Annotated in this window: 16 protein-coding genes and 2 pseudogenes; all 18 read right to left on the bottom strand. The window is 54.0% G+C overall.

Features of this window, described 5'->3' with window-relative positions:
- Nucleotides 1-801 (bottom strand): 1-deoxy-D-xylulose-5-phosphate reductoisomerase (dxr, locus tag VL197_03845; GenBank protein ID HUJ17103.1); only part of this gene is annotated, 801 nt, incomplete at its 3' end.
- A 101-nt stretch (nucleotides 802-902) separates the two neighbouring features.
- Nucleotides 903-1,700 carry a phosphatidate cytidylyltransferase gene (locus VL197_03840; protein HUJ17102.1) on the bottom strand — a complete coding sequence of 266 codons (798 nt, stop codon included), beginning with the start codon at nucleotides 1,698-1,700 and terminating at the stop codon, nucleotides 903-905.
- 50 nt (nucleotides 1,701-1,750) lie between these two features.
- A complete protein-coding gene (locus tag VL197_03835; protein HUJ17101.1) occupies nucleotides 1,751-2,509 on the bottom strand; it encodes an isoprenyl transferase in 759 nt (252 codons plus the stop codon).
- 58 nt (nucleotides 2,510-2,567) lie between these two features.
- Nucleotides 2,568-4,370, bottom strand: a complete 1,803-nt coding sequence (locus VL197_03830) for a VCBS repeat-containing protein (GenBank protein HUJ17100.1) — start codon at nucleotides 4,368-4,370, stop codon at nucleotides 2,568-2,570.
- A gap of 62 nt (nucleotides 4,371-4,432) precedes the next feature.
- Nucleotides 4,433-6,613 carry an alpha-amylase/4-alpha-glucanotransferase domain-containing protein gene (locus VL197_03825; GenBank protein ID HUJ17099.1) on the bottom strand — a complete coding sequence of 727 codons (2,181 nt, stop codon included), beginning with the start codon at nucleotides 6,611-6,613 and terminating at the stop codon, nucleotides 4,433-4,435.
- Nucleotides 6,614-6,789: 176 nt separating this feature from the next.
- Nucleotides 6,790-7,500, bottom strand: coding sequence for a methyltransferase domain-containing protein (locus VL197_03820; GenBank protein HUJ17098.1), 711 nt, complete (start codon nucleotides 7,498-7,500; stop codon nucleotides 6,790-6,792).
- A gap of 77 nt (nucleotides 7,501-7,577) precedes the next feature.
- A complete protein-coding gene (locus VL197_03815; GenBank protein HUJ17097.1) occupies nucleotides 7,578-8,393 on the bottom strand; it encodes a methyltransferase domain-containing protein in 816 nt (271 codons plus the stop codon).
- Between the two features lie 599 nt (nucleotides 8,394-8,992).
- Nucleotides 8,993-9,412, bottom strand: a pseudogene (locus tag VL197_03810) (DsbA family protein).
- Nucleotides 9,413-9,424: 12 nt separating this feature from the next.
- A complete protein-coding gene (locus VL197_03805; GenBank protein ID HUJ17096.1) occupies nucleotides 9,425-9,844 on the bottom strand; it encodes a hypothetical protein in 420 nt (139 codons plus the stop codon).
- 59 nt (nucleotides 9,845-9,903) lie between these two features.
- The gene (locus VL197_03800; GenBank protein ID HUJ17095.1) at nucleotides 9,904-10,281 is read right to left on the bottom strand and encodes a helix-turn-helix domain-containing protein; all 378 of its coding nucleotides are present in this window, start codon (nucleotides 10,279-10,281) and stop codon (nucleotides 9,904-9,906) included.
- A 13-nt stretch (nucleotides 10,282-10,294) separates the two neighbouring features.
- A complete protein-coding gene (locus VL197_03795) occupies nucleotides 10,295-10,588 on the bottom strand; it encodes a type II toxin-antitoxin system HigB family toxin (GenBank protein HUJ17094.1) in 294 nt (97 codons plus the stop codon).
- Nucleotides 10,589-10,780: 192 nt separating this feature from the next.
- Complete coding sequence (locus tag VL197_03790; protein HUJ17093.1) at nucleotides 10,781-11,071, bottom strand: hypothetical protein; 291 nt, start codon at nucleotides 11,069-11,071, stop codon at nucleotides 10,781-10,783.
- Between the two features lie 68 nt (nucleotides 11,072-11,139).
- Nucleotides 11,140-12,075: a transposase gene (locus VL197_03785; protein ID HUJ17092.1), complete on the bottom strand. Its 936-nt coding sequence runs from the start codon at nucleotides 12,073-12,075 to the stop codon at nucleotides 11,140-11,142.
- 97 nt (nucleotides 12,076-12,172) lie between these two features.
- Nucleotides 12,173-12,592: pseudogene (locus tag VL197_03780) on the bottom strand (DsbA family protein).
- Between the two features lie 12 nt (nucleotides 12,593-12,604).
- The gene (locus tag VL197_03775; GenBank protein HUJ17091.1) at nucleotides 12,605-13,024 is read right to left on the bottom strand and encodes a hypothetical protein; all 420 of its coding nucleotides are present in this window, start codon (nucleotides 13,022-13,024) and stop codon (nucleotides 12,605-12,607) included.
- A 174-nt stretch (nucleotides 13,025-13,198) separates the two neighbouring features.
- Nucleotides 13,199-13,579 (bottom strand): hypothetical protein, encoded by a 381-nt coding sequence (locus VL197_03770; protein HUJ17090.1) that lies wholly within the window; start codon nucleotides 13,577-13,579, stop codon nucleotides 13,199-13,201.
- A 16-nt stretch (nucleotides 13,580-13,595) separates the two neighbouring features.
- Nucleotides 13,596-17,606: an RHS repeat-associated core domain-containing protein gene (locus VL197_03765; GenBank protein HUJ17089.1), complete on the bottom strand. Its 4,011-nt coding sequence runs from the start codon at nucleotides 17,604-17,606 to the stop codon at nucleotides 13,596-13,598.
- A 58-nt stretch (nucleotides 17,607-17,664) separates the two neighbouring features.
- Nucleotides 17,665-19,053 carry a hypothetical protein gene (locus VL197_03760; GenBank protein HUJ17088.1) on the bottom strand — a complete coding sequence of 463 codons (1,389 nt, stop codon included), beginning with the start codon at nucleotides 19,051-19,053 and terminating at the stop codon, nucleotides 17,665-17,667.
- Between the last annotated feature and the right edge of the window lie 37 nt (nucleotides 19,054-19,090).

Below are 19,090 nucleotides of genomic sequence, written 5' to 3'. Positions count from 1 at the left end.
TGCCTTCATGTCGGGAACGCCAAGCTGGGCCATGACGCAGCCGTCGATGTACTCCACCATGGAATGGATTATGCTCTGGGGATGGATATGTACGGATATATTCTCGGGCGGCATAGCGAATAGCCACTTTGCCTCTATAACCTCAAGGCCCTTGTTCATCATGGTTGCAGAATCGATGGTGATCTTCCTGCCCATGCTCCAGTTGGGGTGCTTGAGGGCCTGCGCCAGGGTCACGCCGGCCAGGTCCTTTTTCGTAAAGTTCCTGAAGGGGCCGCCCGACGCGGTCAGGATGAGGTTCCTGACGTCCTGGTTCGCGCCGGCCCGCAGGCACTGGAAGATCGCGCTGTGCTCGCTGTCCACGGGAAGGAGCGCCACGCCCCGGGACCGGCACTCGGCCATGACCAGTTCGCCCGCCGTGACCAGCACTTCCTTGTTCGCGAGCGCGATCGTTTTCCCCGCACGGATCGCCGCCATGGTCGGCACCAGCCCGGCCGTGCCGACGATGGCCGAGACCGTGATGTCCGCGGCCTCGGCAGCCGCGACCTGGATCATGCCTTCGACCCCGGAAAAGATACGGACCTTCACGTCCGAGCAGCGCTGTCGCAGCATCCCTGCCGCTTCGGCGCTTGCGACCGCGACGCTCTCCGGCCGGAAGCGGCGGACCTGACGCTCGAGCATCTCGATGTTGTTCCCCGCCGCAAGAGCGACAACGCGGTACCGGTCGGGGAACTTTTCGACGACCGAGAGCGTGGATTGCCCGATGGACCCGGTGGAACCGAGGATGGAGATCTGCTTGACCATAGTGAGGAGTCAGGAGTTGGCAGCCGGGAGACAGGTTACGGACAACAGCGCAAAGACCGTTCTTCCGTATTCTGCCTCGCGGCTCCCCTCTTCCAAATGCTTCATCTCATCTTCAAATAATAGTACAGCACCGGCGCGGCGAACAGCATGCTGTCCATGCGGTCCAGGATGCCGCCATGGCCGGGAATAATGCTTCCCGAATCCTTGACCCCGGCCGCGCGCTTGATGAGCGATTCCACCAGGTCCCCGGCGGTGCCGATTGCGGCAAGCGCCAGGGCAATGCCGACCGCCTCCGTGACGCCGAGGGACGGCATGAACCAGGACCTGCAGATGAGCGCCATCCCCGCCGCTGCGGCCAGCGCGCCCAGGAACCCCTCGACGCTCTTCTTCGGGCTCACCTTTACGTACAGCCGGTGCTTCCCGAAGGGGATCCCTATGGAATAGGCGCCGATATCGGACGCCCAGATGATGAAGAACAGGAACACGAGCCATTGTTTCCCGTCCGCCAGCATGCGGACCGCCACCTGGAAGCTGAAGAGAAAGGCCACGTAGAAAACGCCCAGGGCGGTCACCGAGATGTCCTCCAGGGCTCCGTCCACGGACCGGGGCGAAAAAAGCCTGCCGATCATGACCGCGAGCATGATGGCCGCAAGGGAATACCGGAGTTCGCCGGCGGGGACCGGATGATAGGACTCCAGGACCACAAGCGCGCCGAGGATCATTCCGAGCACGCTGTCGGGCGTGATCCCCCGCGCCTTCGCCATCCGGTAGAATTCATGCTGCCCGACAACAACAGCCACGAGCACGAGCGCCGTGAAGTAGACGGGGTGCAGCCTCCACGTCACGAGGTAGAAGACCGGAAGGAACAGCAGGCCCGAGAGTATCCTTTGTGTGAGCATTCTTGTTCTCCCCGGACCGGGGTCCGGAACAGGTGGATTGCCCGCGCCGGCTACTTGCGGACGAGCTGGTCCTGGGTCAGACCGAAACGCCGCTGCCTGCCCTGGTAGTCCGCGAGCGCGGCCAGGAGGTCCATCTCTGCGAAGTCAGGCCAGAGCGTGTCGGTGAAATAAAGCTCGGCATAGGCGGCCTGCCATAGAAGGAAGTTGCTGATGCGCTTTTCGCCGCTCGTTCGGATGATGAGGTCGGGATCGGGCAGGCCCGCGGTGTCGAGGCATGCCGAAAAAGCCTCCTCGGTGACGACCAATGCCGATCCGTTTGCGGACCACAGCCGCCTGATCGCCTCGAGGATCTCGCCGCGGCCGCCGTAGGAGAGCGCCAGGTTCAGCACCATTCCCGTGTTGTCCGCGGTCTCCGCCATGGCCTTCTCGATCCAGGTCCTGGCCGATGCCGGCAGGCGTTCGATCCTGCCGATGGCCCGGAACCGGATGCCGTTCGTCTTCATCGTGGTGATCTCGGCCTTCAGGAATGTGCCGAGCAGGTCCATGAGGAATCCCACCTCCTCCTTGGGCCTGCCCCAGTTCTCGTCGGAAAAGGCATAGAGCGTCAGCACCGATATGCCGAGCCGCCTGCACTCTTCGGTCACGCGCCGCACGGTCTCGACGCCGCGCTTGTGCCCCGCGAGCCGCGGCAGCCCTTTTCGCAGCGCCCAACGCCCGTTGCCGTCCATGATGATCGCGACATGCTTCGGAAGTCCGGCCCCATCGACCCGGGCGCGCAGTTCTTCAATCGTCGGATGTTTTGTCTTCATTCCTCTGCCGGGTTTCCGGTCGCCCTCAGCCTGCGGCGCCTCGCGCACCCGGCCTCCCTCACTTTATGGTAAAGGTCATCACCTGCTGCTGGTCCTTGGTGAACAGGCCGCCCTTCGTCCTGACCAGCGCCGCGATCCCGGCTCCCTGGCCCGAGGGCAGGGCGCGGAAGTCGTAGACGGGGCCGGGCACGCCCTTGTTGCTCCAGACCGTGTCGAACCGCGCCCCGGTCCAGCCCATGCCGTACAGTTCAGCGCCCGTGAACCCGCCGAGGAGCAGCGAGGTTGTGTTCTTGGGCACGAGGATCTCATCCTTGCCGTCTCCGTTCAGGTCGAGAGCCACCACCCTGCCTCTGAGCCGCTCACGCTGGCCCTTGTCCGGCTGTTTCCCGAGCGCCGCGGAGATGCCCGTAACGGGCTTGTACACATAAAAGTCCATGATGGGATAGGTGTCCGCGCTCTTCCATGCCATCATATCGCCGGAATAGACAACCAGCCGGTCATCTTCGTCGAGCGCGACGAGCAGCGGCTGGCGCTCTCCGACATTCGCGTAGGTCCATCCGTAGAGCGGCAGTCCCTTCGGCAATGCGAGTTCCTCGCCGGGCGTGTATTTCCCCTGGGACCAGACATACTGCCTCGGCTGTCCGGCATAGAAGGTCGCCGGATCGTACGCCTGTCCGAGCAGGATCGTACCCTTGCCCGGGTAGTTGACGACGCGCAGGAAACCCGGAACATCGGCACTGCGGCGGTAGGCGCCGTCCTGGAACTCGATGACCCACGAGACGACCTTTCCGTTCACCATGGCCGTCACGAAAAGCTCCGGCCGTCCATTGCCGTTGATGTCCGCGGCATCGAGATTGATGAGCTGGATCGCATTGATTTCCTCGGTGACCGTGGTCTGGCCCTGCCACTCCATGACTGCGCCAGGCTTGTGCGCGGGGATCTCGGTCCATACCTCGCGCCAGCCCGAGGGTTCGTTCCGGTACACATGGACCCTGGTCCCGTCGGAAAAGGCATATTCCAGTCTGCCGTCGCCTTCGAAATCCGCGGAAACAAAGGACTGTGCCACAAAGGGCAGTTCCGCGCTGATCGTACTTTCCTCCTTCACGGGGACGAAGTAGGGCTTGATCTCGCCGAGCGAAGTCTTTTTGGACTGGAGATTGAGCATGGCCACGATCGTGTCGAGCTGGCTCGCGTCCTCGGTGTAGAAGATCCGCGCGGTCACCATGAGCCTGCCCTCGGAAGGATACATGCCGAGGGAAATGACGGCGTCCAGGCCGAAGGCGGTCCCCAGTTCCTTCACCGTGGAGGTGCCCATGGTCTTGCTGTTCCTCACGAAGGCATACACTTTGTCCGGGTCGAGCACGTTGAACCTGCCGAACTCGTTCAACCGCTCGACGAGGGTCCGGACGATCTCCGGATGGTCCGGCTGGATCGGAAGGACCGCGAGGTTGATCCGCCGGGGAGTGATCCGCGCCCGGTCTCCGACCGCCGGGTCCTTCAGCTTTTTCTTCATGATTGCCGTCGAGGACGCCTCGCCGACGCTGGTCACCTCGATCGTGCCGATCTCGTCCTCGGCCCTTCCGATCACCGCGTTCGTCACGGGGTGCAGGATCTCCTTGCCGTCGCGCCAGAGCGTGAGCATCATGCCGGGGATGATGCCGTCCTTCTTCGCGAGCGACAGCGTCAGACGGTCGCCCTGAACGGCCTTCACGTCGCCCTGGGCCTTGGGGAAGTACGTCGACAGGGACACGGCGAGCTCCTCCACCGACGTGAACTCCTCGACGCCGAGCGGCTTGTCCGCGGCGATTGCTGCTGAACCGAGGAACAGGACGAACAGAAACAGAACTATGATCTTCTTCATGCTTATTACAACCTCGCTTCTCTGACCTTTATGACCCTTCTTCATTTTTCATTGTCCATTCGTTACTCGATGGCAACCGTGATCGTCGTTTCCCAGGCCGCGCCCGGCCTGAGCGATATGCGCCAGAGAGGCATCACCATCGAGCTCTGGTACACGCGCTCGAATCCCGCTTCGGACTGAGAGACGGTCTCCACCGGCGCCCGCCAGAGCGCGGCCGGCTGGCTGAAGGCGAGCGTCAGCTTGAGCTTGAGCCACTCGTCGACGAGGCTCACCCGGCTCACATTGTTCGTTTCGCCCGTGGACGCGAGGTTCCTCCTGTCCAGCACATGCCCCGGGATGTCGTAGTAGCGGTCGGGGGCGTTCCCGGCAAGGAGCGAAATGTTGAACTCCGAGCCGAAACTGGCATTCAATTCTTCTTTGCTGCGGTTCGTGATCTCGTAGTGGACCGTGAACTCCGGAGCTCCGCCGGCGAGCGAGATCTCTTTGTGGAGCTTCACGGCCAGCCCGGAAACGGCTCCGTCGCGCTCAAGGACCACCGATGACCGGGAGCCCGTCTTTTTCGATCGCATCACGTACGCGCCGGTGAGAAAATCGCCGGCCTCGGGATAGTCGGACCGCATGAAGCCCTCGAGGTCCGCGCCCGATCCCAGGAAATGGTCGAGGAGCGACCCGCGGCTGTACCGGTCGTACGTGAGGTGGTCCTGAAGCCCCTCCTCCTTCACGGCAACCCGCTCATGGATCGTTTTCGCGCCGCCCCCGGACTGGCCTGCCGCAGCGTCCCTTGCCAGCTGGAGCAGTTTCTCGTGATAGACCTCGTTCCTCCGGGTCAGCGTATTCGCAAGGTTGAAGGAGCGGGGCTTCCAGTCCAGCTCGGCGAGCCTGCCGCCGTCTGCCGGATCGACAAAGAGGTTCAGGAGCTCGGAGTTCAGCATCACTTCTTCGCGGCCGTCCGCGTCGAAATCCCCGGCCTCGATATCGAGCCAGGACGCCTTTTCTTTCCGGGTTGTCCCCTTGCCCCCTGCCCCTTCCGCCCTGCCCGTCTTGAGCGCCTTGTCCGCAAGATACTCCGCCTGGATCAGATGCTCGTACACGGCCGACCTCAGGTGGGGCAGGTAGAGCCCCCCGAACACGCCGTGCCAGTACGCGTCATTGCACTGGGACTGGTACAAATGGTCGACCATGCGCGATGCCTCGGAGCCTTTCCTTCCCGTATCGATCGCCTCGCGCACCTTGCGGCTCACCATCAGCATGCGCTTGTGCATGTGGTTGCTTTCCGGGTACTTGGAGAGAAAATTCCGCCAGAAACCGCCCTTGATGAAGGGACGGATCAAATCGAAGTCAGGGCCGCTCTTCGCCCTGGCCAGGACGTCGTCGTACTCCTTCATGGCACGCGGCGGGAGCGACCACTCGCCCATTTCCATGTAGGATGCCGTGGGCAGGTAGATCCTTCCAAGCGCCGGCTCCTTCTGCAAATACCCGGAAAAGGTCGTGGTCTCGAGCCAGCCGGCATTCTGCTCGATCAGGGTAAAGAACCGCTCGAGCCAGCCTTCTTCGTATACGGACCGGTAGGTCTCCGGCCAGACGCCGAACTTTTCCCCGTCATCGGCCATGACCGCCAGCCTGTTCCGCTCCGGGGAGCGGAGCCCGGAAAGATGGGCGATCGTCTCCTCGGGCTGATGGAACGGGATCAGGTAGCGCAACCGCTCGCTCCCCGGGAAGATACGCACCACCGCGTCCTGCTCTTCCGTCAGATAATAGCCGTCGAGCTCGTCGTCGTGGAGGCCGGCCATCTTGAAGTGGAAGTCGTCCACCACAACGTGATTGATGCCGGCCGCTGAAATGAACTTGGGCATATGCGGCTCCCAGACGCGCTCCGCGAGCCACATGCCTTCCGGCTGCCGGCCGATCACGCGGCCGATATAAGCCGACAGCGCGCGGATCTGGCCGACCTTGTCTTCGTCGGGCAGCACGGCGAGGATCGGTTCGTAGAACCCGCCGGAGAGGATCTCCGCCCTTCCGTCCGCCGCGAGCCGCTTGAGCCGGTCGATGAAATCGGGATGATGCTTCTCAAAGTAGCGATAGAGAATGCCCGTGTAGTGAAGGGTTACCCTGATCCGCGGGTGGCGCTCCAGCAGTTCAATGAACGGAAGGTAGGACTTGCGATACGCCTCTTCCGCAACGAAATCGAAGTTCCCGACGGGCTGATGGTTGTGGATCGCAAAGATGAATTGGACTTTGGGCATTCTGGAAATCCTCTATTTTCATGGTGTTTTGACCCGCGGGCAGACCGAAAATAGATTGAAATATTAGCCTCATGGGCGCGAAAAGTCAATCGAAAAGGGGGAAAGCGGCAAGGAAAGGACTTGATTTTTATCTACAAATCTATGGCTGAATAATAGCCGGCAGATCTCAAGATCGCTTAAAGGCGGGAAAACCGCATGGACGAGTGTTCTCTTTTCAAATGGCCCTTCAACGGAGGTCCCCCTGAGAGAGGCTTGATTCCTCGTATGACATATTGAAGTATAAGAAAGGACCGGATCGATTCCGGAAGCAGGGAAATAAAGATCCTCGATTTTTTTGTTTTGCGCTCCAGACCGGTAGTACGAATCATATCGACATCAAAACCTGCAGATTCAACAAGCTTTATTGCGGTTTCCCGAACAAAAAACCGCAAATGCGTTTTATCGAGAATCCCAGCTTCAGTATATTCCCATTTTCCCTTGAACAGAAGCGGGAAGAGGATCCTTCTGTTCCTGATGTTTGGAACACTAATGATCAGCGAGCCGCCGGGCTTGAGTAACCTCTGGAGACTCGAGGTGACCTGCCAGGGATCTACCAGGTGTTCAAGAACATCCAGGCAGAGAATGAGGTCCAACGTTGAAGGGAGTATCGGAAGATCGAGTTGTTCGATGTTCCCCTGGTATAAAGCATCCAGTTTGGCCGCTGCTTGAGTTGCGGCCGCACGGTTCATTTCCACACCGCCAATCCACTCGCACCCGCGATTTTCCTTCAGCCATGCTAAAGTGTTCCCGGTACCGCAGCCGACTTCCAGGACCCGATTGAGCTGAGCAGGCAACAACGGCAAAATATCTTTTCTTATATTAGAATAGTATTCGTTCTCTGTGGTCATCGAAGGCGCCCTTTGATCAGACTTTTCACGTGATGACAGTAGAATAATTCAGTGCAGGATGCTCGGCGCTCTGCACATTACCGCGCATTCCTGTCTGACGAGAACGGGGATGTTCTCTGGTACGAAGCCGATGACGACAGAAAGGACGAGTTGTCGTGCCTGATGCCGGAATTCTTCCGTGCGAGCACGATGATGTGATAGGGCAGGACTGTTTGCAGGTCCAGGATCTCAAGACCCGAGTAGTCCACAATGCGTACGACGAGATCGGTATCGAACACATGCTGATGCAGGCAGCGGTTCTCAATGTTCTGCAGGGACCGCCGCCGGAATGATTCGAAATCTCCCGAGGGCGGGTCCATAGCCAGATCATGATGTTCCAGTATCTCCGGGAGATGTCCGAGGTCGCCCTCCCCGGTCGACCGATCATAATCCAAAATAAGATGTTCCAGCGTCGTCAGGGGCCTCTTATGATCGAAGGTCCCGTCCTTATGAGGAACAACCAGCACCAGCATGCCGCCGGTCTTCAAGACCCTGATCCACTCAGACAGGGCCTTGATTGGATTTGCGCTATGCTCGATACAGTGGCTCGACAGTACTGCGTCATATGTTCCCGGGGCAATGCCGTGCAGGCCTGTCGCCTCGAGCAGGTATTGATACCCGCCGGGCCTCTTATTGTGATATTGGTAATTTCCGGCCCCCTGCTTAAGCGTTCCCTGCCATATTGTCTGTTCACAGAAGTTACAGCCGTCAATGCCTCCCATGACCCGGTAGAGCGGGATCAGTCCGCGATCGGTAAAGATGTGCGAAGGTCCGCCAATCTCGAGCCCGTTCTTCCCGTTCAGAGACTCAGCGTAGAGCGAAAGTTTTTTTATTCGCTTCCTTCGAAACAGCATGGACATTCCTTCGTGATAGGCGCCACACCGCGTACCCGGAAAGTATGCGGTTGAGAATTGTGCTTTTTTAGTGACCTGATGAAAAGTGTCGGTAAATTGAGCCGATCCCGTAGCTTGTGAACAAGCCTTTTTTCGCTTTCCACCGGAGGAGCTATGAGGACAGCATCGGCATTTTCTCTGCAGCGGAACGCACCGTGAGCTGTTACCTCCAGATGCATTTACGGAAAGAAATGTTAGCCTCACCGGGGTAAAAAGTCAATGGAAAAGGAGGGGTTCGAGGGTGGAGGAGGTCATCTGCGGTCAAGAATCCGGGGCCTTTATCATATAAATTTAGAAAGAGGCCGCCGGTCTCCTCTCATGCGGATGTGCGATGAAGCCATACCAGTGGGCGTCCGGCATCAGACTTCACTATTGGCATTTTTGAGGTTATCGAGATTCTGCAAAAGATCGTCCACGGCTTTCTTTATCACCCGGTCAGGCCGCGAATACATTGTTACCGACACGGGGTCTTCTCCGACGAACCCTTCGTCACTCCGCAGCCGTTGGTCGAGGTTGCATACCCATCATCTCTCGTGAGCTAAAACTTGGGACGCCATATTCTATTTCTTTTTCTTCAGCTCCGCATCGATAATTTGCTGGAAGTCTTCGAGAGAGCGAATTTTAACAAGCTTTCCGTTCATGAACATCGTGGGCGTTCCGCGCACGTCTGCCTGGCTGCCATCTTTTATGTCCCGATTAATGATATTTTCGATGGCCGGGTCTTTTAGATCCCTGTTGAACTTCTCGAGATCGAGGCCCAGTTCTTTGGCAATGTCCTGAATCTTTGCATCGTTCAGGGACGGACCTGCCTCAAACAACTTCTGGTGATACTCCCAGAACTTGCCTTGCCGGTTCGCGGCCAGGGCGGCAAGGGAAGCTTTCCTTGCGAACTGATGCATGGGTAGCGGAAAGTTCTTGAACACGAGCTTGACGTCTCTGGGGTATTTCTCCAGCAACTGCTGGAGTGCCGGCTCAAGCCGGGCGCAGTAGGGTCATTGGTAGTCGCTGAACACAGCGATCGTGACCGGGGCCTTCTCCGGGCCTTTGAAGGGAAGGCCTGCAAGGTCGAACTTGTACACTACGTCCAACTGGACAAGTTTGAGCGTTTTTCCCGAAGAACTCGTGATGATGAGCGTGTTGTCCGGCGCCGAATGCGCTATCCTGTCGAATGATTTATCCACGGGAATACGATTGACGATTTTATCTTCCGGCACGGAATAGACAAGTATCTCTCCCGAAGCAAGGACGTATATCCATTGACCGTCCGGTGAGGAAGCAACATCAATCGGGGCAGCCTCGAGGCTCAGCTGCTTTTTGAGGTTCCATTCGATATCTGCGTAGCAGGGGCTCACGAACTGAAACAGAAAAGCCGCCAGAAGAAATACAAGCGCTATGTTTTTTTTATTGCTCATGGCATTCACTCCTTTTGATAGGAACCACGTCCACCTGCTCATATTTTCATGTCTCCTCTTCATGCCGCCTTCTTGACTGTGCGATAGGGTTGAATCAAAACTTCCGCCGGAATACCCAACCCTCTGTGCAGATTACGGATCATCTCCATCGTGATCGCTCGCTTTCGGTTGAGCACTTCGGAAACGCGCGCACGGCTTCCGAGAAATTTTTCCAGGTCGCGACGCGTCAGTCCCCTGCTTTCCATGTAATACTGAATGGCATCGATGGGATTCGGAAGGGGGACGGCATGATGCTTTTCTTCATAGACACTTATCAGCGCTGTCAGGACCTCGAGACGATCGCCATCAGCGGTGCCAGGCTTAGCATCAAAAAGGCGCTCGGTTTCTTTCAGAGCGGCTTCGTAGTCTCTCTTTGTTTTTATAGGTTTGATTTCCATGAGTACCTCACCATTATATGCTTCCGGCAGCGATAGTATCGTAATCCTTATGCGTACGGACAAACCGGATAAAGACTATGCCAAAGTCATATTGTACGGCAGTAACGAGCCGGTATTTATTCCCCTTGATGTTGAATACGACCCTGTTTTTGGCTAGAAAGCTGGCATTCCGATAAACCGCCTTGATATCTGCCGGACTCTGCCAGTCGGCATGTTTGACGTCATGGTACCATGCCTGTAACGGCTGTTCGGCATCAGCATGTATCGCCCAGAACTCACGAAGTGTTTTTCGCGATATGATACGCACAAGAGATTATACTAGGCTCCCGAATTGGGAGCAAGCACAAAATAGCATGCAGGACAAAAAAGCAGGACTCAAGACACGCGCCTCTGGCGGGGAGTGTTCAGGTCTTGCGGTTTGATTTTGGGGGGAACATACGGGACGTTGATACGCGACGTGCATTTAGTCTGGAGCACCAATGGGGTCAGGCTAAGTTTATTAGTTTTTATTCCCGCGCGTGAGGTGCCCCTGCAATGCCGTCAGGTCTCCGGTGAAGAGGTCCCGCTTCCGGTCATATGCAGATATCGACGGCGGCTCTTTATCCAGATATCCTGCAATCTCGATCCCTCTATACCCATGCGCTTTTGCTGCAAGCGTGAAGAGACACCGTCCGGCCGATAATGACCTGGTCCTTTCCCGGGAACGCAGCGCCTGCGAATGTAACTCATAGAGTTTCGCGACTCCTTCCGCGATCTGGTCCAGGGTGTGCTCCTTCTTCCATGGCTTCACAGGGCCCGGGAGCACCAATGGGGTCAGGCTAAGTTTATGGGAGCACCAATGGGGTCAGGCTAAGTTTATTAGTTTTTATTCCCGCGCGTGAGGTGCCCCTGCAATGCCGTCAGGTCTCCGGTGAAGAGGTCCCGCTTCCGGTCATATGCAGATATCGACGGCGGCTCTTTCTCAAGGTATACTGCGATCTCGACGCCCTTATACCCCTGATCCTTTGCCGCGAGACTGAACAAACAGCGACCAGACGACAACGGTCTCGTTCTTCCCGAAGAACGAAGCAACTGTGGGCTTATCCCATAGAGTTCCGTGACCCCTTCTGCTATCCGGTCCAACGTGTACGCTTTTCTCCACGGTTTTACCGGTGTCTTTTCGTATTTTCTCAGCACTTCTTCGGCAAATTCATCGCTTCCCTGGACACGCTGGTCGATCGTGGCATACACCTCGTCTTTCTTGAGTCCGCCTGCTTCCTCGATAAACGCTCGATACAGTTTGCGCGCCCTTCCCTTCCTCTCCGAGAACAGACGAAGGACCTGCTCCGTGTCGACAAGACCCAGCAGGTTGCTCTTTCCGGTGTAAGCATGGTGGCTGCTCCAGGGATGGTCGGCAAGCGTCTCTGCGATCTTGGCCCGGACGGGGTTATAATGGATGTACTTGAGAAGTGCCAGGAGATAGTTCTCCCGGTCACAGAGCACGGCTTTATACCTGCCTTGAAAGAGGTGGCCGACGGTATGATACTTCTTATTGAAATACACGGTATAGCTCTGGTTGATCCCCTGGAAGACCTTCGAAAGCGGCGTGTCCTTCGTTTCGATCAGGATGTGGACGTGGTTGCCCATGAGGATATAGGCATAGATAGAGCAGTGATAGCGGTTCTTGTAGATGGTGAGCAGTTGAAGGTATTTCTGGTAATCGGCGAGAGATTTGAATATCTTCTGTCTCTGGTTGCCGCGGGTGATGACATGGTAAAACGCGCCTTCGAATTCTATCCGGGGCTTCCGTGGCATGAACAGAGATTATCAGAAGAGGAGGGCGGCGCCAATAACTAATTATCTAAGCCTGACCCAATACGGTCCCCTGAGCTAAAACTTCGGACGCCATATTCTATTTCTTTTTCTTCAGCTCCGCATCGACAATTTGCTGAAAACCTTCGAGAGAGCGAATTTTAACAAGCTTTCCGTTCATGAACATCGTGGGCGTTCCGCGCACGTCTGCCTGGCTGCCATCTTTTATATCCCGGTTAATGATATTTTCGATGGCCGGGTCTTTTAGATCCTTGTTGAACTTCTCAAGGTCGAGACCCAGTTCTTTGGCGATATCCTGCATCTTCGCATCGCTCAGGGACGAACCTGCCTCAAACAATTTTTGGTGATATTCCCAGAATTTCCCCTGACGGTTCGCGGCCAGGGCGGCAAGGGAAGCTTTCCTTGCGAACTGATGCATGGGTAGCGGTAAGTTCTTGAACACGAGCTTGACGTCTCTGGGGTATTTCTCCAGCAACTGCTGGAGTGCCGGCTCAAGCCGGGCGCAATAGGGTCATTGGTAGTCGCTGAACACAGCGATCGTGACCGGGGCCTTCTCCGGGCCTTTGAAGGGAAGGCCTGCAAGGTCGAACTTGTAAACAACGTCCAACTGGATAAGCTTGAGGGTCTTTCCCGAAGAACTCGTGACGATGAGCGTGTTGTCCGGCGCGGAATGCGCTATCCTGTCGAATGATTTATCCACGGGAATACGATTGACGATTTTATCTTCCGGCACGGAATAGACGAGGATCTCTCCCGAAGCAAGGACGTATATCCATTGGCCGTCCGGTGAGGAAGCAACATCAATGGGGGCGGCATCGAGACTGAGCTGCTTTTTTATGTTCCATTCGACATCGGCATAGCAGGGGTGCACGAGCTGAAACAGAAAAGCAGTCAGAATAAATATAGACGATAGAATTTTCTTAGTATCCATGAAATTTACTCCTTTAGACCGTTTGACACCTACGGGTCTTCAGTTTCAGCATGCCCTAGAGTGTGGCGAATAAAACTCCTACCGCCGAAGCGCACGCAGATGGTGCAGATTCTCGATGACTTCCTCGGAAGTGAGAAGGCGAATAAGACAAGGAAACAAAGTCTCTAGATCTTTTTAAAAGGGTAAATTTCGTTTTCCGTTAGTAGTGTAATAGAGCTCATAATGTTCAACTGATTTTGGCCATATCTCTTCGCCAAAGGTATACCCTTCAAGCATTCGTATCGTACCTTTATTAATATACAAAATAAAACCTGCACCATTCTGAAGTCCATCTATACGGGCAGCCACATCACCAATATCAAATGATTGTTCGCTTGAAAGCTTTGGAGCGTCTTTAGGTATAGTAAAGTATATAAAAAAACCAGCACCTGTATATTCTTTTGATTTGACAACCGCAGACAAATATTGTTGCCTTAGCACGGATAATGTATTATTTTTGCCTGCTAGAAGATGGAGCATTACATCTTTTTCAAGTGAGCTCATCTCTTTATCCATTTTTTAACCTCTTGGCTTACTTTATAAATGCCGTTCCAATTTGTGCAACGCCATTGACAACATTTCCACGCACTGTAACGTTCTGTCCGCCGACATTTACCACAACTTCAAAGATACCAGTAAGATGTAATTCGTTAATGACATTTGTAGTCGCCTCTACAATCGCTGAGTATGCTTGTGATTCACTGCCGAATATGTTAATAAGGGGGTCTAAATTATGATCTACATTATCAAATATATGATGAAGTTTGTTAGCCAGTGCGAGCGCTTCTGACATCGCTGCTCTAGTTTCAGCGTTAATACAACTTCCTGCTTCCTCAAGTATCATGGCAGCTTCAGCCAAACTCCCCGCGGCCAGCGCCTTATAAAATGCAGTTTCAACTGTACTTAGCAGCCCTTGAGGATCAACTCGCCTGAGAGGACTGCTGCTAGCATAGGCATATATATGATTTTCCCCTTTCCTTATGCCAATTGGATCAGCTTGGATATATCTGCCAAGAGAAGGGTTGTAATCTCTGAAGTAATTGTAGTGATTCCCAGTCTCCGTATCGAAATACTGCCCCGGAAATCTCAGGTTGTTCGTGATTGTTGATACGGTGACAGTCGCTTCACCGAAGGGTTTGTAGTCTGCAGACCATACGACGGTTCCAGAACTGTCCGTCATCTTGTTCGGGGCCCCGAGATGATCGTTGTGGTAATAGTAAGTGTTTACTCCTCCGATCTTCGCGAGCGGCTGACCATTCAAGTATACATATTCCGCGGTAATAGTTCCAGAGCTATTTGATTCTGCGATGATCTGGCCGTTTTGATTGTAATGGAAGATGGTCGTTGTTCCGTTCACGATCTTCTTCACCCGCTGGCCATTGCCGTTGTAAGTGTAATAAGCAGTTGTGCCGCCATTGTTTACCTGGATCAACCTTTGATTCTGATTGTAAATGTATTGTTTCGAGCCTTCGGTTGTCGTATTCCCATTACTATCGTATCCGAAGGAAATTGCATTGGCATCAGTCAATTTATTCGTATTCGCTGCATAGGCATAGCTACTCGAATTTTCGGCCTGCCTGTTCCCTACCCCGTCATAGGTCCAGCCGAGTGCGCCCCATGAGCCATTAGCGCTCGCAAGACGATCAAGGGCATCATACGTAAATGTCTTATTCTTTGTCGCATCGAGGTTGTTCGTTACGCCGGTGATGTTCCCGTTTGCGTCGTCGGCATAGATCAGATTTTGGAGGGTCCCGGTAGCCATGGAAACGATACGGTAGTGATTGTCATAGCCGATGCTGCCAGCCAATCCATTTCCATACGTGATCGAACTCATCCCGCCGAAAGGTTTGTAGTTGATGTTCGTTGCGAGATTGGTCACGCCGTTCAGGACACTCACTGCATTATCGTTCGTGTAGTTGTATGTGATCACCTTGCCGGAGGGATAGGTCATGGTCTTAACGTTGCCGTTCTGATCGTAAGTATATTGAGTGACGTGCTGAATGCTATCGATTGTCTTCGTTTCTTTATTAACTTGTCCTTTGGGTGAGTACACGTAGGTAGTCGTACCTGAGGCATCTGACATTGAGCACAGCCTGCCCTTGCCGTTCAGGCACGTATCGTAGACATAAATGATGTCGGTATCTGTCTGGAAGTCGATCTTTGTCAGCCGATTCGCTGCGTCGTATATGTAGGCGATGGAGATACCCTTCGCATCGGTTTTCCTCGTTAGATTTCCTGCAGGGTCATATTGGTAAGTTGTATTCCCGGTATCCGGCGAAATGACCTGATAAACCCTTCCTTGGTCGTCGTACTTGTAGGTTGTTGCATTGTTATTGGCGTCGGTTACAGAGGTTAAATTGTTGTTCGAGTTGTAGCTATAGGACGTCGTGACGCTGCCGGGCTGGATCACGGTAGTGAGTCTGTTTAAAGCGTCGTATTGATAGGACGTGCTGTTCCCATTTGGGTTCAGCGTACTAGCGCGATTGCCCCTAGAGTCATATCCAATCTGAGTGAAGGTAGAATCGGGGTTTATGATCTGGGCAAGACGATTGAACACATCGTACTGATAACTGAGCGTCTTCTGGAGGCTTCCACTCGAATCTCTAATGTCTTCCTTCAGCTTGTTCCCTTCCGAGTCGTAGGTATAGTTGATGCTGTTGCCGAGGCTGTCACTGATCGAAGTGAGGTTGCCTAAACCATCATCGTAGTGATAATTAATCGTGTTCCCTTCAGGCAGCGTTATATGGTCAATTCTGCTCGCGCCGCAGGATGGGCATCCGCCGGATGTATAGAAATACTGCGTTGCGCTCGTATCTCCCGGCGCTTTGACGGTCAGCACTCTGCCCATTGTGTCATAGGTATAGGTCGTGCTGTTTCCGTTCGGGTCGGTTACGGTCTGCGGTTCGCCGAGGGCGTCAAAGTTGGCGTAGGTGGTCGTTCCCGCGAGGGGCTGGGTCATGCTGGTGAGGTATCCGGTACTCGAATCATAGTAATAGTTCGTTATGTCCTGGACGTCGGTTCGCGGCCCGTCGATGGTCGCCAAGCGACCGTTTGAATCGTACGTATATGCTGTTGTGTAAGAATAGGGCGTCCCGTCTCCCAGAAGTCCGGCCTCGTTGGTTGTGAGGAGATTGCCAGTCGTGTCATCGTAAGTATTGGTCGTAACCTTGTTCTGGTTGGGATCTACTACGCTTTTGACGGTCGTTGTCAGTACACCGTTGAACGTGGGATGGTATGTGTACGTTGTGGTCCTTTCCTGCGGCGTGCCCTGAGCCTCGGTCTTGGTCAGCATGTTGCCCTTGCTGTCATAAGTGTAGTTATTTGCGGTTCTGAGCACGAGGTTCGGGGAATCGACCGTTCCCGTATTCTCCCAGTATTCTTCGCGAAGAAGCTTGGATGATTGCGAATCCCGAATGTAGTTGGTAACGTTGCCAAAAGTATCGGTATTTTTGTTCACCATTCCCAAGCCGCTGAATTCCACCGTCCGGGTCTGGGTATTAAGGGTTGTTCCATCGGGGCCCGTCACCGTAGTGGTAATGTTGACCGTCCGATTCGGCCAGTACGCGATATCGATCACGCCTGTGCCGTGTGTTTGTTTAGTGACCCGTCCTTGATTGTCGTAGGCATTGATGTAAGTACCCTGGCCTTCGTCAATGTCGGTAAGACTGTGCCGGTTGACCGGGCTGTTGTAGCCGTAAGTGGCGACTGTTGAAGGACCGCTGATCCCGTTCAGGTTGCCGATAGTGTCGTGGGTGTAGATAACGGAACGGCCGGTATTATCCCAGAGGCCGTTCAATCTTCCTGTGGACGGATCATAGGAAAACGAGACCCTGTTGCCGGTGGGATTACTCGTACTGTCTCGTTCCTCGATCATACTCAGCCGGTAGTCATAGGATACGATTTGAGGATTCGTCTGGTCCAGGTTGAAGAGGGAGAGGCCTGTCATGGGGCCGCGAACGTCGGACCCGTAAGTAAAGACAAGGGAGTTGCCTTTTGGGCTCACAACATATGCGATCCTGCCGTGCAAATCGTAAATTTCCCTTGATCCGTTAATATCGGTATAGGTGTACGTACCATCTATATTCTGAACGATAGAACCATATTCCCCAGATGGTGAAGTAAAACCCGAGCCACTCCGGATGAACCGCAATTTCCGTCCGCAATCCTTACGCACAATGACCGAGTTGTCGGGATAGGTGTAGATCCTCTTGTCGTAATTCAGGGACCAACCATAACCAAGCGAACTGTCATAGGCCGATGTGCTGTTATACTGACGCTGGATGGTTATGGGGTAGAGGTTGCCGACGGAAAGATCGGTCTTTGTCATTGTTTCGGACCCGGTAAAAAGATTTACGGGCTTTCCTGCCATGCTTTTGCCGCTGCCGTCTGATGAACCGTCAGAGCAACTGGTTTCTTCGTACCTATCAATAATCTCGTCTGCAAAGAGAGGAGACGCATAACAAGTCAACAAAAACAAGATAAGAATTAATGGTGCAAGTCCATGATATCTTATTTTCTGGTTCTTTTTTAGAGACCCTGACATACTCCCCCCACTATCGCTATAATCATTATTTTCCACCAGTCATTGCTCGTTACTATTATTATGTTGTACTCTTTCCAGTGTTATCTAAACAAGGATCGCAGCCGGTATCCGGCTTCTCCGCGCATAAGTGATTTTTTCCATCGCATTTCTCGGTATCCTCAGGCAATACCTGCCCTTTACAATCCGTGTCCCATTGGCAAAAGTTACATGCTTGGCTGCCGCCGCGGCAGATCCCCTTGTTTTCTGTTCCATCCGGTCCGGTGTAGCAATGCCTCGTCTCGCCCGGTTTGCATTCAAACCCATCCGCAGTCTCGCCATTGCAGTTATGATCCTTGTCGTCACACTGTTCCTCTTCAGGCAGGACTTCTCCAATGCAGGTAGGGTCCCATTGGCAGTTCATGCATGACTGAGTTCCACCTCGGCAGATCCCCCTGCCCTCTGTTCCACCAGGTCCTTCGTAGCAGTGTTTTGTATCGCCGGGTTTGCATTCAAACCCATCCGCAATCAGACCATTACAATTATGATCCAGATTGTCACATTGTTCTGCTTCTGGTAAGACTTCTCCATTGCAGGTAGGGTCCCACCTCCCGCCTATACACGTCTGGGTCCCATCATGACAGATGCCCTTACCTCGTGTCGAATCAGGCCCGTAATAGCATGGCTTAGTTTCTCCGTTGAAGCACTCACAATTTGAGCCCATCACCCCACAACTTAACTCTAAATCGCATGAATCTAGCTGCGGTAGTACCTGCCCTACACATGGCCCATCCCACTCGTGATTTGAACACGTTTTTATACCGCTTTTACAAATACCTTGGCCGAGACCGCCTATCCCATCATAGCATGACATTGTTTCTCCATCTTGACAATTATATATTGGAACAACTGCATATACCCCACAACTTGCAAAAGCTTCATCAACAAACCATGGATAAAATATTCCATCTGGAATATTTGCTACACAAGACCAAATGATATCGACGGCTTCGGCAGGAATAGTGCTGTCTATACATGCGGGAAATGATCCAGGATACGAAAGGTCTGGAAATACAAGTGGTCCTTGCCCGTAGTCATATCCTGGCCACCAATTCAGACCCCATAAAAGCACAATAGAATATGCGTGATGATCGGTTGGGAATGTGTATGTCCTATTGGCATGAACGACATCCAACCTTTCGTCACCCGACGTCAATACTTTTGTTTCTAATACATTTAGCGAATATCCGCCGACTGCATATTTTTGCCAATAGCATTGATACCCCGGAATGCACGGGTCATAGCCAGGTAGAGTCCATGTTTCTCCTCCAGCCCATACATTGCGATCTCTAACTCCGCACCAATAATCGGCACAGCATTCGGTTACAGCACGAACTTCTGCGGGTATGAATATCAAAACTATGGCGGCAAGCAATGTACTTATCATTATAATAACCGCTTTTATTTTCACATTTCTTCCTTCCCGGCTAATATCTGTCGCCCTGGTG

It is taken from the genome of Nitrospirota bacterium (genome assembly GCA_035516965.1).
Taxonomy (GTDB): Bacteria; Nitrospirota; UBA9217; order UBA9217; family UBA9217; genus MHEA01.
Note: the sequence above shows the minus strand (reverse complement) of the source record. Positions and strands in the feature narration are given on the sequence as shown.

What these genes read in the sequence shown, in the direction of transcription:
- VL197_03840 (HUJ17102.1), bottom strand. Translation starts at nt 1,700, where the DNA reads ATGCTCACACAAAGGATACTCTCGGGCCTGCTGTTCCTTCCGGTCTTC.
- VL197_03835 (HUJ17101.1), bottom strand. Translation starts at nt 2,509, where the DNA reads ATGAAGACAAAACATCCGACGATTGAAGAACTGCGCGCCCGGGTCGAT.
- VL197_03830 (HUJ17100.1), bottom strand. Translation starts at nt 4,370, where the DNA reads ATGAAGAAGATCATAGTTCTGTTTCTGTTCGTCCTGTTCCTCGGTTCA.
- VL197_03825 (HUJ17099.1), bottom strand. Translation starts at nt 6,613, where the DNA reads ATGCCCAAAGTCCAATTCATCTTTGCGATCCACAACCATCAGCCCGTC.
- VL197_03820 (HUJ17098.1), bottom strand. Translation starts at nt 7,500, where the DNA reads ATGACCACAGAGAACGAATACTATTCTAATATAAGAAAAGATATTTTG.
- VL197_03815 (HUJ17097.1), bottom strand. Translation starts at nt 8,393, where the DNA reads ATGCTGTTTCGAAGGAAGCGAATAAAAAAACTTTCGCTCTACGCTGAG.
- VL197_03805 (HUJ17096.1), bottom strand. Translation starts at nt 9,844, where the DNA reads ATGAGCAATAAAAAAAACATAGCGCTTGTATTTCTTCTGGCGGCTTTT.
- VL197_03800 (HUJ17095.1), bottom strand. Translation starts at nt 10,281, where the DNA reads ATGGAAATCAAACCTATAAAAACAAAGAGAGACTACGAAGCCGCTCTG.
- VL197_03785 (HUJ17092.1), bottom strand. Translation starts at nt 12,075, where the DNA reads ATGCCACGGAAGCCCCGGATAGAATTCGAAGGCGCGTTTTACCATGTC.
- VL197_03775 (HUJ17091.1), bottom strand. Translation starts at nt 13,024, where the DNA reads ATGGATACTAAGAAAATTCTATCGTCTATATTTATTCTGACTGCTTTT.
- VL197_03770 (HUJ17090.1), bottom strand. Translation starts at nt 13,579, where the DNA reads ATGGATAAAGAGATGAGCTCACTTGAAAAAGATGTAATGCTCCATCTT.
- VL197_03765 (HUJ17089.1), bottom strand. Translation starts at nt 17,606, where the DNA reads ATGTCAGGGTCTCTAAAAAAGAACCAGAAAATAAGATATCATGGACTT.